15 protein-coding genes are annotated in these 15858 nt (G+C 32.2%); 14 read left to right on the plus strand and 1 reads right to left on the minus strand.

Annotated features, from left to right (window positions below):
• Window positions 1-789: 789 nt before the first annotated feature.
• The 13 genes from KTC92_RS13460 (at window position 790) to KTC92_RS13520 (ending at window position 14798) form a co-directional block, all read left to right on the plus strand.
• A complete protein-coding gene (locus KTC92_RS13460) occupies window positions 790-1761 on the plus strand; it encodes a D-alanyl-D-alanine carboxypeptidase family protein (RefSeq protein WP_220286258.1) in 972 nt (323 codons plus the stop codon).
• Between the two features lie 80 nt (window positions 1762-1841).
• Window positions 1842-2075 carry a hypothetical protein gene (locus tag KTC92_RS13465; protein ID WP_220286259.1) on the plus strand — a complete coding sequence of 78 codons (234 nt, stop codon included), beginning with the start codon at window positions 1842-1844 and terminating at the stop codon, window positions 2073-2075.
• A gap of 142 nt (window positions 2076-2217) precedes the next feature.
• Complete coding sequence (vanW, locus tag KTC92_RS13470) at window positions 2218-3042, plus strand: glycopeptide resistance accessory protein VanW (RefSeq protein ID WP_220286260.1); 825 nt, start codon at window positions 2218-2220, stop codon at window positions 3040-3042.
• 4 nt (window positions 3043-3046) lie between these two features.
• On the plus strand, window positions 3047-4096 hold the full coding sequence (vanG, locus tag KTC92_RS13475; RefSeq protein WP_220286261.1) for a D-alanine--D-serine ligase VanG: 1050 nt from the start codon (window positions 3047-3049) through the stop codon (window positions 4094-4096).
• Window positions 4097-4140: 44 nt separating this feature from the next.
• Window positions 4141-5304 carry a serine racemase VanT catalytic subunit gene (gene vanT, locus KTC92_RS13480; protein WP_220286262.1) on the plus strand — a complete coding sequence of 388 codons (1164 nt, stop codon included), beginning with the start codon at window positions 4141-4143 and terminating at the stop codon, window positions 5302-5304.
• A gap of 347 nt (window positions 5305-5651) precedes the next feature.
• Window positions 5652-6590, plus strand: coding sequence for a polysaccharide deacetylase family protein (locus KTC92_RS13485; RefSeq protein ID WP_258280606.1), 939 nt, complete (start codon window positions 5652-5654; stop codon window positions 6588-6590).
• Between the two features lie 163 nt (window positions 6591-6753).
• Entirely contained in the window at window positions 6754-7278 is a 525-nt protein-coding gene (locus KTC92_RS13490) for a VanZ family protein (protein WP_220286263.1), read from the plus strand.
• Window positions 7279-7654: 376 nt separating this feature from the next.
• The gene (locus KTC92_RS13495) at window positions 7655-8704 is read left to right on the plus strand and encodes a LacI family DNA-binding transcriptional regulator (RefSeq protein ID WP_220286264.1); all 1050 of its coding nucleotides are present in this window, start codon (window positions 7655-7657) and stop codon (window positions 8702-8704) included.
• Between the two features lies 1 nt (window position 8705).
• Window positions 8706-9356, plus strand: a complete 651-nt coding sequence (gene deoC / locus KTC92_RS13500; RefSeq protein ID WP_216302051.1) for a deoxyribose-phosphate aldolase — start codon at window positions 8706-8708, stop codon at window positions 9354-9356.
• A gap of 68 nt (window positions 9357-9424) precedes the next feature.
• Window positions 9425-10750 (plus strand): pyrimidine-nucleoside phosphorylase, encoded by a 1326-nt coding sequence (locus KTC92_RS13505; RefSeq protein WP_216302050.1) that lies wholly within the window; start codon window positions 9425-9427, stop codon window positions 10748-10750.
• 337 nt (window positions 10751-11087) lie between these two features.
• Window positions 11088-11777 (plus strand): response regulator transcription factor, encoded by a 690-nt coding sequence (locus tag KTC92_RS13510; RefSeq protein WP_216303795.1) that lies wholly within the window; start codon window positions 11088-11090, stop codon window positions 11775-11777.
• Window positions 11770-13218, plus strand: coding sequence for a HAMP domain-containing sensor histidine kinase (locus tag KTC92_RS13515; protein ID WP_220286265.1), 1449 nt, complete (start codon window positions 11770-11772; stop codon window positions 13216-13218). Before KTC92_RS13510 ends, KTC92_RS13515 begins: the two co-directional genes overlap by 8 nt.
• Before the next feature lie 215 nt (window positions 13219-13433).
• Window positions 13434-14798, plus strand: a complete 1365-nt coding sequence (locus tag KTC92_RS13520; RefSeq protein WP_220286266.1) for an MATE family efflux transporter — start codon at window positions 13434-13436, stop codon at window positions 14796-14798.
• A 126-nt stretch (window positions 14799-14924) separates the two neighbouring features.
• On the opposite strand, the gene KTC92_RS13525 is transcribed toward KTC92_RS13520, so the two are convergent.
• A complete protein-coding gene (locus KTC92_RS13525) occupies window positions 14925-15221 on the minus strand; it encodes a zinc ribbon domain-containing protein (RefSeq protein ID WP_165412371.1) in 297 nt (98 codons plus the stop codon).
• Window positions 15222-15471: 250 nt separating this feature from the next.
• On the opposite strand from KTC92_RS13525, the gene KTC92_RS13530 reads away from it, so the two are divergent.
• Entirely contained in the window at window positions 15472-15852 is a 381-nt protein-coding gene (locus tag KTC92_RS13530; RefSeq protein ID WP_220286267.1) for a hypothetical protein, read from the plus strand.
• The last annotated feature ends 6 nt before the right edge of the window (window positions 15853-15858 follow it).

Consider the following 15858-nt stretch of genomic DNA (forward strand, 5'->3'; position numbering starts at 1 on the left):
CTGTAGCTATTAATATAAAAGCATCTTAGGCTACAGGTATTTAATGAATATAACAAGTTGAAAAATATCTTCTTTATACAATTGCAGTAAGTTTATCAATTGAAATAATACAGTTAGTTTTTAGTTTAGGTTCTTGGATATTGATGATATTATATTAAATGTTTTAGGATCAATTTTAGGATTTTGGGTATATAAAATGGTAAAAAAATTTAGAAGTTACCGCAAAATTCTTAATAAAGTCAATTTATGACTTCAGAATAAATATCCAAATAAAAAGGCTACATTCCCTTTAAGATAATTTAAAGGAATGTAGCCTTTTTATTTTTTTTATGGAGCGGTTGTTTATAATATGAGAATTGGGACCAAAGCTTTGTAATAATATTTCTTAATAAATTGTAATCTTAAGAAATCTTAAGAATTAATTACAATTTTCTTAAACTCCTTTTGGTAATATTAGAAATAAGATAGTGAAGAAGGTAATGTACAAGCTTTGAAGAGTAAATATGTTTTGAACATGATAATAAACTAGGTGCAGAGATATGGAAAGGTAACATCCAGGTGAGATATATATTTTGAGGGTAAGGCGAGATATGTAAATACCATAAAATAAACAGGTTATTAAAATAGCAATCCTTTAAATGGTTAAAAGGATGAGTTTTAAAAATATTAAATTAAGGAGTTTATAATTTTACTCCTGTAAAACGTGATGAATAAATAATACATAAGAGAAGAAAAGTGCAATCTTCTGTGATTAAACAAAACCAGCACAAAATAAGGAGATGTTTTATTATGCTTAAAAAACCTAAGAAGAAAACAAAAGTAATTTTTTTGTCATTATTATTGATGGTTGTCATTGTCCTTCTCGTATATAAATCTATTACTATCGTTGGAGGCCGATCTTTACATGATAAGAGTGGCGATAATAAAACCACGCTGAGGCCCTCGGTAATGGTAGCATCTGACCCATCTAGTTCTATATCTTCAAATAATCTGAATAGTCCTCATGCGATTCTGGTCTGCTTAAATGATCACACTATCATGATGCAGAAAAAGGGTGAAGAAAAAATTAATCCTGCGTCCTTGACCAAAATAATTACCGCAATTGTTGCAATAGAAAATTTGTCAAATTTGCAGGAAAAAATAGAACTCCCTAATTCTATGTTTAAAAAGCTGTACAATGCAGATGCTTCAATGGCCGGCTTCTTACCGAATGAGCAAGTCAGTGCAATTGACCTGCTATACGGGGCGCTGCTACCAAGTGGTGGGGAGTGTTCTATTGGGCTTGCCGACAAAATTGCTGGTTCAGAGCAGAACTTTGTAAAGATGATGAACCAAAAGGCGGCAGAGCTCGGTATGAATAACACCCATTTTGACAATGTGACTGGACTTGACAATAAAAATCACTATACAACGGTTAAGGATATGACTATAATTCTTAGCTATGCACTTAAAAATGATACATTCCGTAAGATTTTCACTTCTTCCAGCTATTCAACCCAATCCACGAATAAGCACCCTGATGGGATAACATTTAACAGTACAATGTTTGAAAAACTTAACGGTTCAAATATTGGTGGCGGAAAAATTTTAGGAGGAAAAACTGGGTATACCGATAAGGCTGGTCTATGCCTCGCAAGTCTCGCTAAAGTAGGCGGGAAAGAATATATTTTGATTACAGTCGGTGCTAAGGGAAATCACAAATCTGAGCAGTACAATATTACCGATGCATTAACAGTGTACAACAACTTAGGAAAAAAATAAGCTTCCCATAAAAACTTATTAACAACACTACTCGTATAATGATTACCTAATTTATAATATGATAAATGCAGGATACTGTATTGTTGTATTTAAATATAATTACTGTAAATTCAACTGTAGGTATGGAGCCTTCAAGTAATACAAAGGTAAGCTCAATAGCTACTATAGAGGAACCAAACTCAATGAAATATTATGCGAGACAGACAGCAGTACCAGCAGCACGTAGGCTATTTTCAGATTTGTTTTCAATAATGAATATATCTCCATATGATGCAAATGATAAAATTAACAAAAATGCTACAAAAAAAAATTAAAACTATTGTTTAATTATATTGCTTAATAAGTTGTAATCTTAAGAAATCTTAAGATTTAATTACAATTTTCTTAAACTAATTCTTGTAATATTAGAGAGTAAGGAAAAGATATTACAAATAAATAGATGGAAGGATAGATTATATGACACGAAAGAGAATTACACAGATATTCCCATTTTTATTGCCACTTAGAAAAATGCAAAGAAAAAATTTCTTCTACATACATATGTATTTTGATAAAAACAGCTATGCGAAAACGAAAGAAGATAATGAATTACTCTACAAGGTATTCGAAGCAGGGTCTTTGTTGATAAACGACAACAGTGGATTTGATTTACAATATCAAATTAATAAAGTATATAACCTAAAACTTGCTGCCAAAACAGTTAACAATATTTTAATACAACCTGGAGAAACCTTTTCCTTTTGGCAACTTGTCAAATCAGCCGACCGTTATGAAAATTATAAAGATGGATTAGTCTTACAGGATGGAAAAATAGTAGGGGAGTATGGTGGTGGACTTTGTCAATTAAGTAATTTAATTTTTTGGTTGCTGATTCACACCCCACTTACAATTGTAGAGAGACATACCCACGATATTAAAACATTTTCATCAGAAGCAAGTGATATTCCCGAAGCTACGGATGCTACTGTCAGTGAGGGGTGGTTGGATTTAAAGGTTAAAAATGAGACAAATTCCATATTCCAAATAAAGATTACATTCAATGACAGCTATATGCAGGGTTGTATTTTGACAAATAAAGAGCTAGATTTCACGTACGAAATATTTGATCGAGATATATCCTATTATAGAAAAGGGTGCAATGTATTTCAGCAGGTATCTATTTATCAAAGAAAGTCAGATGAAAAATTACAACAGTTTTACGATAGTCTTCTTTATAACAATATATGTGAAATAGGATATCAGTTACATGATGATATAGAAATTATAGAAAAAGGAGAATAATACAATGAAAAAGAAAACAATTGCAATCATATTTGGGGGATGTTCTAGCGAATATGAGGTTTCCTTACAATCTGCTTATTCTGTTATTATAAGCCTTAACCTGGAATATTACGATGTAATCCTAATCGGTATTACGCGGTGGGGAGTTTGGATGAGATATGATGGTTCACCGGAGCAAATTCGTGACAATACATGGATGGATATTGGGGCCTGTGTTCCGGCTATTATTTCACCTGATCGGCATATTCATGGGATGCTTGAGTTTTATGATGATAAGATAATTGCGACCAGAATTGATGTGGTTTTTCCCGTCCTTCATGGAAAAAACGGTGAGGACGGAACAGTACAAGGTTTATTGACGATGGCTGGTATCCCTTTTGTAGGATGCGACACGTTGAGCTCGGCAATGTGCATGGACAAAGACATTGCCCATAAAATCGTTCATTTGGCTGGAGTAAAAACGCCCCCATCAATTTTGCTTAGATCTAAGATTTCCGATGCAGAACTGATGGAGCGGATTGTTCCCTTAAAATTTCCAATGTTTGTTAAACCCGTAAGTGGAGGGTCCTCTCTTGGCATCACAAAGGTTTCGCAAGAGAGTGAACTTCAAGGTGCGATCGCTGTCGCCTTTCAGTATGACAATAAGATCCTCATAGAGGAAGCAATCAATGGATTCGAAGTTGGTTGCGCTGTCCTTGGCAATGATTCACTTACTATTGGAGAGGTGGATGAGATAGAACTGTCGAATGGGTTTAATGATTATATCGAAAAATACACCCCGAAAACCTCCCAAATTCATATGCCTGCCCGCATTGACGCAGATATGGCTGTGCGGATCAAGCGGACATCTGTCATAATTTATCAGGCGCTGCGATGTTCCGGATTTGCACGGGTAGACCTATTTTTAACACCGGATAGAGATATCATTTTTAATGAAGTCAATACCATTCCCGGGTTTACTTCTCATAGCCGCTATCCCAATATGCTTAAAGGAATTGGTATGACTTTTGATAAAATTGTAGATTCCCTAATAATGCTGGAGATGAGACGATGAGGACACTGACATTAGACCCTAAAGATACTGCGAACCTTAGCAGTATGATTTTAAAAAAAACGAAAAGAATGGAATTTAATTCAAAACAAACACATATGGACAGAGCGTGGATTGAAATCAATTTAACCAACTTAAAACATAATGTGAAAGCCTTAAGTGAGGTTCTTTCAGATGGATGCGAATTGATGGCTGTTGTGAAAGCCAATGCCTATGGGCACGGCGATGTGGAGGTAGCAGCCAATCTAAACCAATTGGGCGTTAAATCTTTCGCTGTTGCCACAATAGACGAGGCTATCCATTTGCGGATGCACGGAATTGAAGGCAATATACTGATTTTAGGTTATACCTCACCGAAGAGGTCTAGAGAAATGCTTTGTTACAATTTGATGCAGACGATAACCGATTATGACCACGCAAAACAGCTTAATGTGTTCGGAAAACTTATACAGGTTCACATTAAAATTGATACTGGTATGCATCGTTTGGGTGAACGCTGCAACAACACGATGGAGATTGATAAAATCCTGGGATGCGAGAATTTGAAGGTTTGTGGAATTTTCACTCATCTATGCGTCGCAGATAGCACAAAAGCAGATGATACTGAATTTACCATAAATCAATTTCATAGTTTTTATGCACTGTTGCATCGGCTTGAGAAACTTGGGCATACATTACCTAAAATTCACATTCAAAGCAGTTATGGAGTCTTGAACTATCCAGAACTCCAATGCGATTATGTCAGAATCGGAGATGCACTATACGGTGCATTAAGTTCGCCCGATAATAAAACAAGAATGCAGATAAATTTGCAACCTGTTCTGGCTTTAAAAGCGAGAATTGTACTCGTAAAAACAATTTATACAGGAGAAAGTGTCAGCTATGGCCGTCAATTTATTGCACAAAGGGAGACACGCGTTGCCATTCTTCCTATAGGTTTTGCAGATGGCCTGCCGAGAAGCCTTTCCTGTGGAGTGGGTTATGTCTTGATTCACGGCTGCTTTGCACCAACAATTGGCCGGATTTGTATGGATCAACTCATGGTTGATGTCACCGATATTCCTGATGCTCGTAAAAATGAAATTGCTACATTGATTGGTTGTGATGGCCCAGAGAAAATTACAGCACAACAATTAGCTAAAAATGCTGGGACAATTGCCAGTGAACTGCTAAGTCGTTTAGGAGGTCGGTTGAAAAGGGTAATTTTATGAATCTACAAAAATTTACAAGTAATTACAATTGAAATTAATATAATTATTAAAAAAAAAGGAATAGTATATAAATGTACGTTATAAACAAAGCAAGGATCAAAATGGCTAAGCAGTTTCAGTACACTTAGAAAATAATAATGTATGCATAACATTTATTGATCATGAAAATAATTTTACTTCTGAACCAGAATTTGAACCTATGAAATAATAGGGAAATGCTGAGAAGAAGCCCGAGCCGTTATTGATATTCTGTATGGGAATGGGAAGCTTTGGGCGGCCATTTTAATTGTCCCTGTGAGAACTAAAGCGATAAAATTCATAACTAGATTATATGAGGAGAAAAAATAATGCAAATAACACAAATGATAAGAAGAAATAGGCGAAAAAACAAAGGCCTTGTAACAATAAAGAATATTTTAATATTATCCTTAATTATTGGAAGTTTTTCTGGGGGTTATAAGGTATATAATCATTTTTATAATAAAGATGGACAAGCTAGTAGGGTAGAAATAGTTAAGGATGTTGAAGAAACTAAACCTAAAAATGAAGGTAGTACAACGGATAGAGGTCTTATCAAGGGGTCAAATGTGAACGAAAAAGGGGATAAGTATACCTATGATATTTCAAAATTAAAGGGTTTAATGAGTAGTAAGAAAGATGGTAAAAAAATGGTTTTTCTTACTTTTGATGATGGGCCATCTGTCACGGTGACTTCTAAGATATTGGATGTATTAAATGAAGAAGAAGTGAAAGCAACTTTCTTTTTAATTGGGAAAAGCGTAGAAGCTGATGAAAAAAGTAAGCAGATAGTAAAAAGAGCTTTTGAAGATGGTCATGCCTTAGGAAATCATACATATAGCCACGATTTAAAAAAGATATATCCTGGGAATAAGATTGATATAGGAGCCTACATGAATGAAGTTAATGAAACTAATGGGGTAATAAGAGGAATTATTGGACAAGATTTTCATACAAGAGTTCTGAGAATGCCAGGTGGATATATGTCTAGAAAACACTATAATGACCCTAATTTGGATGAGTTTAGTACTAGATTAAAGGAAAACAATATGTATGAGATTGATTGGAATGCCTATGATTTTGATTCAGAGGGGAAAAAGAAAACTGCAGATGAAATATTCGAGTTAACAAAAGCATCTATAGGAACTACTGAAAAGGTAGTCCTTTTGATGCATGATACATATGGTAAGGAAGAAACGGCTAAAGCATTACCTAGAATCATAAGGTATTTAAAAGAAAAAGGATATGAATTTAGAACATTGAAATAGGGCTAAAATTCATTTAGTAGCTAAAAAAAAGCTAAGAAAAATTATTAATCTTTCGTAGCTTTTTTAATATCTAATAGTCCGCTTATTTTAGTGTACAGAACATCATATCGATTAGATTCCATGCACCATTAAATAAATCAATAGAGGAATAAATGGAGGTATTATGAATAAACGAGAGAGAATTAAAACAGTCTTTTTATATGGTGTTTTCATTTGTTACATACTTTTATTAAGTAAAATATTGTTGTTATCAAGAATTTCGCATTTGGAGCATAGGTCAATCAATCTCATTCCTTTTTATAGTATAATGCAATATATATCTGGCAGTTCTGCGAATATAAAAGCATTTGCTTTTGGTAATGTGGGTGGCAATATAGTTATTTTTATTCCACTTGGTACATATTTGTCATTATTCAAAAATGATAAAAGAGTAATAACCAATTTGTTGTTTATATTTATAGTGAGTTTGTTTGTTGAAATCATTCAGGGGCTTTTAGGCATTGGAGCATCAGACATTGATGATATATTTCTAAATTGTTTGGGTGGATTGATTGGTATTTTAGGGTATAAGTTTTTATTGTGTATATTACGAGATGAGAAAAAAGTACATACTGCAATCACAATACTATCTGCCATCGGATTACCTTGTATATTATATTATTTATTCATGGTGAGAATGAGATTCTGAATTTCTTTATTGCCTATTCCTTTCCATCATATTATTTAATACTGGCATGCCTGTTATATTTTTACATGCAGCATCCAAAAGGTGGATTAAGGACTATTTCATAAAGTATACTTTTTGAAATAGTCCTTAGGCGTTTGTTTTGTGTACCAAAAGTACATCTTATTTATTTCTGACATATTTCAAATGGTGACTACATGTTTTGAAAGACAAACATAGAGTTATAAAATTCATAAAAATGTCGAATAAATCCTATTGAAATTTACATAACCTTGCAGTATACTAAATGTGAAAGCGGTAACATATTTCAGAAAATTGAGTCTTAAGGGTGTTTATTTAGAATTTTACAATCGTTTTCCTGAAAGTGAGGATGGCTAAAATGACAGTGACAATAAGTGATATTGCGCAAAAGTCTAAAGTATCACATGCAACAGTGTCAAGAGTGTTAAACAATTCAGGTTATGTAAAAGATGAAACAAGAAAAAAAGTTCAAAAGGTAATAAAAGATCTAAATTATACACCTAGTGCTATAGCTAGAAGCCTATCCAAAAGTAAAACTAATACTATTGGAGTTATAGTTCCTGATATAAACAATTTGTTTTTTGGGGAGATTATTAAAGGTGTAACTGAAATTGCGGATGAACATAATCTAAATATAATTCTTTGTGATACTGATGAGAATAAAGATAAGGAACTAAAAGCTATTAATGTTCTTAAGCAGCAAAGGATTCAAGGACTCCTTATAACTCCAACGTTCTACAAAGATTCAGGTAATAGTGAAAACTTAAATGCTCTTAAAAGCTTAGAAATTCCAATAATTTTAATTGATGGGCATGTTGAGTATCTTGATTTTAGTGGAGTTTTTATAGATCATATAAAAGGGGCTTATGCTGGAACAACTACTTTAATAGAAGCAGGTCACACAAAAATTGCTATAATTACAGGAAATATGAATTCTAGACCTGCAAAAGAACGATTGCTAGGATATGAAAAAGCATTAGAAGCTAATAATATTCCTGTAGCAAAGGAATATATTTTTTATGGTGACTACAAATATGAAACTGCTTATGAAATCACAAAGCAAATATTGAAAATGGATAATAGACCTACTGCTATTTTTGTAAGTAGTAATACCATGATTTTGGGATGCATAAAAGCTTTTTATGAAGAAAAAATAGATGTACCGCGTGATATGGCGATTATTGGGTTTGATAAGCTTGATATGTTAAATATAATAGGGATGGACATTAGTTTTATTAATGGGCCATCTATTGAACTTGGCAGAATTGGTATGAGAATGTTATTAGAAAATTTAAATAGTAACAAGCCTACCGAAATTAAAAGAGTAACTATTTTGCCAGAGATTCTCTTAAAAGGATCAGAAAGGTATATAGGAAATAATTTTATAAAAAATAAAGGAGAAGATTAATATGAAAATAGAACAATATATAGACCATACACTATTAAAACAAGAAGCCTGCGAGGACCAAATTATAAAAGTTTGTTCTGAAGCTAAAGAATACGGATTTGCTTCAGTATGTGCTAATGCATATTACGCATCACTTGTAAGAAAAGAATTAGAAGGAAGTAACGTAAAAACTTGTATCGTTGTTGGTTTTCCACTGGGAGCTACAACAAAAGAAGTTAAAGCATTTGAAGCAAAACAAGCAATTGAAAATGGTGCGCAGGAAATAGATATGGTAGTTAATGTTGGTGCTATAAAATCAAACAAGTTTGATGTAGTAAAAGATGAAATTAAAGCAGTAGTTGGTGCTTGTAAAGGATACGCACTAGTAAAGGTAATAATAGAAACTTGTCTTTTAACAGATGCACAAAAAGTTAGGGTATGTCAAATAGCTAAAGAAGCTGGAGCGGACTTCGTAAAAACTTCAACAGGATTTTCAACAGGTGGAGCAACAATTCATGATGTAAAATTAATGAGAGAGACTGTAGGACCAGAAATGGGAGTTAAAGCGTCTGGAGCAGTAAGGACAGCTGAAGATGCAAAAGCTGTTATTGAAGCAGGCGCTAGTAGAGTAGGAGCTAGTAGTTCTATAGCAATAGTCCAGGGATTTAAATAGTCAAATTATAATTATTAAATTTGAAGACATATAAATATATTTAAAATGAATAATTAGGGGTGATTAGTATGAGAATGAATGATTTAATAATAAAAAAAAGAAATGGCAACGAACTTACTACAGAAGAAATTAATTTTTTTGTTGGCGGATATACAGATGGAACTATCCCGGATTATCAAGTTTCAGCATTGCTTATGGCTATATACTTTCAAAAAATGAATAAGAGAGAAACTAAAGATTTAACAATGGCAATGGTGAATAGTGGTGAAACTATTGATTTATCGTCTATTGAAGGTGTAAAGGTTGATAAGCATAGTACTGGTGGTGTAGGTGATACAACTACTTTAATTCTTGGGCCTATTGTTGCAGCAGCAGGCGTGCCAGTTGCTAAGATGTCAGGAAGAGGACTCGGACATACTGGTGGAACTATTGACAAGCTAGAATCTTTTGAAGGCTTCTCAGTTGCCATGTCAATTGAAAAGTTTATGCAAAATGTAAACAAAGCCAAAATTGCTATAGGTGGTCAAACTGCTGATTTAGCACCAGCAGACAAGAAAATATATGCACTTCGTGATGTTACCGGGACTGTTGATAATATGTCTTTAATTGCAGGAAGTATAATGAGTAAAAAAATAGCTTCTGGAGCAGATGCCATAGTACTCGATGTAAAAACAGGTAGTGGTGCATTTATGAAAAATGAGGATGATGCCTTTGAACTTGCAAGAGAGATGGTTGATATAGGAACTAATGTAGGTAGGAATACTATTGGTGTAATAACTGATATGGACCAACCATTAGGTTACGCAGTTGGTAATGCTTTAGAAGTAAAAGAAGCTATAGATACATTAAAAGGTGAAGGTCCAGAAGATCTTACAGAACTTTGTTTAACCTTAGGAGCACATATGCTTGTATTAGGAGGAAAAGCAACGGACGCGCAGCAGGCGAGAAAAGTGCTTGTGGATATTATAAAATCAGGAAAAGGTATCCAGAAATTAAGAGAACTTGTAGTATCACAAGGTGGAAATCCAGCTTACGTAGACGATCCATCTATATTCCCAGTGCCAGCTATTATAGAGCCCATTATATCAATCCATGAAGGCTATGTGAAAGGAATAAAAGCTGACGACATAGGAAAGGCTGCTTTAGTTTTAGGGGCTGGGCGTGAAACTAAAGAAAGCAAAATAGATTTATCAGTGGGAATTGTTCTTCATAAGAAAATCGGAGATTTTGTAAACAAGGGTGAGGCTATTGCAACTGTTTATGCAAGTAGTGTTGAAAAACAAAAATTATCTGTAAAAATGGTATTAGATGCGTATGAAATAGTACAAGAAAAAATAATAGCTAAGTCATTAATCAAAGGTATTGTTACGAAAGACGGTACGACAAGATTTTAACGACATTTCAGAAGGAAAGTCTCCCACATATATAAGTGGGAGTTACATACCCTAACAAATAGAAAACTTCAGTGGGAGTATAAATCTCCTTCTGAAGTCGTTAATATTGCAGCTCCGCAGGAGATGATTTAATAAAGTAAAGAATAGAGGGGGAATACCCTCTATTCTTTTTTCTTTAGAAATTATATGATTTACATTATTTTAGCAGGCTGAGAAAGGTATATATTATGGAAAATGCATTTGAGCAAGCACCAGTAATATATACTTTTTTCTTTTTTTATTTGAGTTAAAGTGCAGTTTAGAGGTACAATGTATATAAGCTGGGGGGAGATATATGATGAATATTCTAATTGTAGAAGATGAACAGGATATTAGAGAATTGCTAGAGATTCATTTATCAAAAGAAGGATATCAAATATTCACAGCAGAAGATGGTATGCAAGCTTTAAATATATTTGAAAATAAAGATATAGATATTGCACTACTTGATGTTATGATTCCGAAAATTGATGGATTTAAGGTTTTAAAAAAGATTAGGGAAACTAGCGAAATACCGGTGATTTTTATTACTGCAAGAGAAGAAGAGTCGGATAAAATCCTTGGTCTTGGACTAGGGGCTGATGATTATGTATTAAAACCTTTTAGTCCCATTGAAATAATTGCACGAGTTAAGGCTCAGCTACGACGGTATTATAAATATTCTAATAAAACTTATAAAACTGGAATAATAATTGGAGAGTTGATGCTAGACAAGGAAAGTTGTATTATTTATAAAAACAATATAGAGATAGTTTTAAATCCAAAGGAATATAGGCTACTTGGGTTTATTTTAGAGAATCCAGGAAAGGTATACACCAAAAAACAGTTATATGAAATAGTTTGGGGTAATACATATTATGGAGATTCTAATACTATTATGGTGCATATAAGCCATATTAGAGAAAAAATTGAAGACGACCCTAAAAATCCTAAATATTTAAAAACAATAAGAGGTATAGGATATAAAATGGAGAAGAACCATGATTAATAGAAATAAATTAAAAAAGATAGCAACATATTTTAAAAGTAAGAAGATGGAAACTCAATTGTTTAAAAATTACATTTTATTTTTGGTTATTATAATTGCAATATTTATGCTAGCCATGGGTGCTTTATTTTTTTACATTTCTATTGATTATGTTGATCCATCAACGGATAAGGCTACAGCACAGTATATGATAAAACAAAATTATAAGGATATTAATGTAACGAATTTTATAAAACATAAGGGATATGTTGAAGTGCTTGATAAAAACCTAGTTATTGTGATGGAAAATGGAAGTAACCATAAAGCAGGATTTAAGTACTCACTAGATTATTATAATGATATGATTACTAATAATTTAAAAGATGGTTATTTTTATTCTAGTAAATATGGAGAAAATAAAGACTTTATTTTAATAACTGCTATGCCTGACAGTATTTTTGACGCATATACCTGGGGGCTTGAACATAAAGATCAAATAGAAGAAGCCGCTAAACCTAAAAACACAAGACATATTTTTTTAAATATATTCCCCTTTATAATATTTATATTTTTAATATCTACAATGGTACTTTATTCTAAACTCACATCAAGGATTTTTGTTAAACCATTAAAAAAACTATTACAAGGGGTTAATACTATAAAAAATGGAGAATATTCAGCGAGAGTTGAAATTAATTCTTTGAATGAAATAGGTCAACTAAAAGATGCTTTTAATCTAATGGCTGAAAAAATACAGCAAGAAAAGCTACTAAAGAAAAAAGCGGAACATAACAGGAAGAGGATGATTCTTGATATATCTCATGATTTAAAAAATCCATTAACAAGTATATTGGGGTATTCAGAATTCTTATTAGAAAATGAGGATATCTCATCAGAAGATAAAAATAAGTTATTAAAAGTTATTAATAATAATAGTAGACGAGCAAATGACTTAATTCAAGATCTTTTTGAATTTTCTCGTGTTGAAAGTACGGAATATAAATTAGATATAGGAAATCATGATGTAGGCGAGTTTTTAAGAGAACTTATTGCCGGGTATGTACCAATGATGGAGCAAAAAGGTGTTCAATATGAATTTGATATTACCGAAGATGAAGTTGAAATACCGTTTGATAGAAAAAATTTAGATAGAGCTATAAGTAACATTATACTAAATAGTATTAAATACAATGGTCCAGGGATTACTATTAGTATCAAGCTGTTAATAGATGATGGCACGGCTGTAATTATTATTGAAGATGATGGAGTAGGAATATCTAAGGAATTTGAAGGAGATATTTTTGAGCCTTTTGTTAGGGTAGACTCTACAAGAAACTCTAAAAATGGTGGTACAGGACTTGGACTTGCAATATCAAAGGCAATAATTGAAAAGCATGGAGGAAGTATATATTTAGGGCGCGATATAGATAAAGGTTGCAAATTTATAATTAAATTAAATTAAAGGGGTACGGAGATAATGCATCGACGACTTCAGAAGGAGATTTATACTCCTTCTGAAGTTTTTTATTTGTTATAGTCCGTAACTCCATCTTATAGAAGAGGAGGACTTTTATTCTAAAATATCGTTAAACTAACTTGTAATATTATATACTTTTTTGTATTAATGATAGCTTTTGTGATAAGATTATATAATTATACATACGAGGAGGAGATTTTTTGGATAGCTCAAAACAATTAGGAGAGGAAAATATAGGTAAATTACTTATGAAGTTTTCAATTCCTGCCATTATAGGGATGCTAGTTAATGGTTTATATAATGTTGTAGATAGAATATTTATAGGAAGAGGAATAGGAAAACTTGCACTATCAGGAGTTACAGTTACATTTCCTATTGCTATTATGATTATGGCGTTTGCAATGCTTGTGGGAATTGGAAGTGCCGCACTTATATCTATTAAACTTGGACAACAAAAAAAAGAAGAGGCAGAACATATCTTAGGAAATGCCTTTACTCTTCTTATTATACTTTCAATTGTAGTAACTATTTTAGGGCTTATATTTTTAGAACCCCTGTTACTTAAAATTGGAGCGAGTAAAGATATATTGCCATATGCTAAGGAATACATAACAATAATACTTATAGGCGGAATATTTCAAAGTGTAGGATTTGGACTGAATAATATAATAAGGTCTGAGGGTAATCCGCGAGCAGCTATGGTTACAATGTTGATTGGGGGAGTATTAAATACAATTTTAGATCCAATTTTCATTTTTGTTTTTCATATGGGAACTAGAGGTGCAGCTATTGCAACTATTCTTTCTCAGGCTGTAAGTATGATATGGGTATTATCCTATTTCTTTGGTGGGAATAGTGTGCTAAAAATACGCTATAAAAATTTAAAATTAGATGTTAAGGTTGTAAAAAGCATTTTTGCTATAGGTATGTCGCCATTTTCAATGCAACTTGCTGCAAGCATAGTGTCTATTATTTCTAATAGAAGTTTAGTTAAATATGGTGGGGACATGGCACTCGGAGCCATGGGAGTTATTATGAGTGTGGTGATGATGGTGTTAATGCCTACTTTTGGAATTAACCAAGGGTGTCAACCAATTATCGGATACAATTATGGATCAAAAAACTATGGACGAGTAAAACATGCCCTAAGATTAGCAATAATCGCAGCTACAACTATTACTACAACTGGATTTATAATTATACAGGTATTTCCAAAACAAATTATAAGTTTGTTTAATAAAGATCCAGAACTAATAGTAATAGGTAGCCATGGCATTAGAATATACCTGTTTATGCTCCCTATAATAGGATTTCAAATAGTTAGTTCGAACTACTTCCAAGCTATAGGTAAAGCTAAAATATCCATATTTTTAGGATTAAGCAGACAAGTAATACTCCTCATACCATTACTATTTATTCTGCCAAGGTTCTTTGGATTAGATGGTGTATGGTTATCGGGACCTAGTTCAGATGCATTAGCTTCAATTATAACAGCCGTGTTTATTTTTGTAGAGATAAGACATTTAAATAAACTACATGATGAAGGCATGGATGTAATTACATAACAGGGTACGTTAAAATAAATAACAAATATTTTCATGCGCAAAACAAAGTATATATTACGTATAATGCATTGAAATTAGTAGTTCATAGCGAAATGAATGCATTAATAGTAATATATACTTTTTTATTTATTTTTTATTATCAATTTTATTGAGCTTTTTTTCTAGATTTTTTATTCGGGCTTCTATTTTTTTTAATGTCTTACAATAATCTAAAAGGGAGTCATCAATGTGATTATTAGTTTTAAAAATTGCGTACAGTTCCTTTCCTATATCTTTGTAGAGATCTTCCATACTGTTCTCTTCAGAATGGATTTTATATTTAAGTTTTGATATTTCAATAAAATATTCAGACTTGTTTGATATAATATCTAAACTATTGCTTATTGAATCTTTAATTTTGTCCAAATTGGGTGCGGAAGGCATAATATTCCTCCTTTTTATGGGGCAGTCTGAATTTAATGCATAGACTTAATAATATATTATTTAATATAATGTGTATTTGTGACTAAAAAACATGAAGATGTTACATATTTTATTTTAATTAAGTATAGCAATATCATGACTATAAGAATAGACTAAACTATACAAAGAACAACAGAAATAAGGTGATAAAATCAGAGTATTTCAATTAAAAAATAATAATGAACACCATATAGGTCAGGATATATTTAATATGGAAATTGAAGAAGCAAAAAAAATTAATTGTATAATTATCAATAATCCAGTTCAAAGTGATTGTTTATGTATTATAAATCATCTAGTATGTAAATCCGAAGAAAATAAAAATATCGCACATTTAATCATTGCAAATGAGGATAAACAGTTAGAAAATATAACTAACTTTGGTAGTTTAAACATTGGATATGAATACAATATAGCGGAGGCTTACGGAAACTTAGAAATAGATACAGTAAATATTGAAAAAAATCGAGAGGTAGACATGCTAGATGAACATTTTCTAATAATACTTCCTGGAGGTAACATTCATATAAAATTAGAGAACCCTCAAGAAAAAATGATTTTGCAAATAAGTGTCGGTCATCAAGTTATTTAACTTTTT

It is taken from the genome of Clostridium sp. CM027 (genome assembly GCF_024730565.1).
GTDB lineage: Bacteria > Bacillota > Clostridia > Clostridiales > Clostridiaceae > Clostridium_AD > Clostridium_AD estertheticum_B.

Excerpts from the sequence above, each read along its gene's own strand:
- KTC92_RS13495 (WP_220286264.1), top strand. The coding sequence starts at position 7,655 with ATGACAGTGACAATAAGTGATATTGCGCAAAAGTCTAAAGTATCACAT.
- vanW (WP_220286260.1), top strand. The coding sequence starts at position 2,218 with ATGACACGAAAGAGAATTACACAGATATTCCCATTTTTATTGCCACTT.
- vanT (WP_220286262.1), top strand. The coding sequence starts at position 4,141 with ATGATTTTAAAAAAAACGAAAAGAATGGAATTTAATTCAAAACAAACA.
- KTC92_RS13525 (WP_165412371.1), bottom strand. The coding sequence starts at position 15,221 with ATGCCTTCCGCACCCAATTTGGACAAAATTAAAGATTCAATAAGCAAT.
- KTC92_RS13515 (WP_220286265.1), top strand. The coding sequence starts at position 11,770 with ATGATTAATAGAAATAAATTAAAAAAGATAGCAACATATTTTAAAAGT.
- deoC (WP_216302051.1), top strand. The coding sequence starts at position 8,706 with ATGAAAATAGAACAATATATAGACCATACACTATTAAAACAAGAAGCC.
- KTC92_RS13490 (WP_220286263.1), top strand. The coding sequence starts at position 6,754 with ATGAATAAACGAGAGAGAATTAAAACAGTCTTTTTATATGGTGTTTTC.
- KTC92_RS13530 (WP_220286267.1), top strand. The coding sequence starts at position 15,472 with ATGGAAATTGAAGAAGCAAAAAAAATTAATTGTATAATTATCAATAAT.
- KTC92_RS13460 (WP_220286258.1), top strand. The coding sequence starts at position 790 with ATGCTTAAAAAACCTAAGAAGAAAACAAAAGTAATTTTTTTGTCATTA.
- KTC92_RS13485 (WP_258280606.1), top strand. The coding sequence starts at position 5,652 with ATGCAAATAACACAAATGATAAGAAGAAATAGGCGAAAAAACAAAGGC.
- vanG (WP_220286261.1), top strand. The coding sequence starts at position 3,047 with ATGAAAAAGAAAACAATTGCAATCATATTTGGGGGATGTTCTAGCGAA.
- KTC92_RS13505 (WP_216302050.1), top strand. The coding sequence starts at position 9,425 with ATGAGAATGAATGATTTAATAATAAAAAAAAGAAATGGCAACGAACTT.
- KTC92_RS13510 (WP_216303795.1), top strand. The coding sequence starts at position 11,088 with ATGAATATTCTAATTGTAGAAGATGAACAGGATATTAGAGAATTGCTA.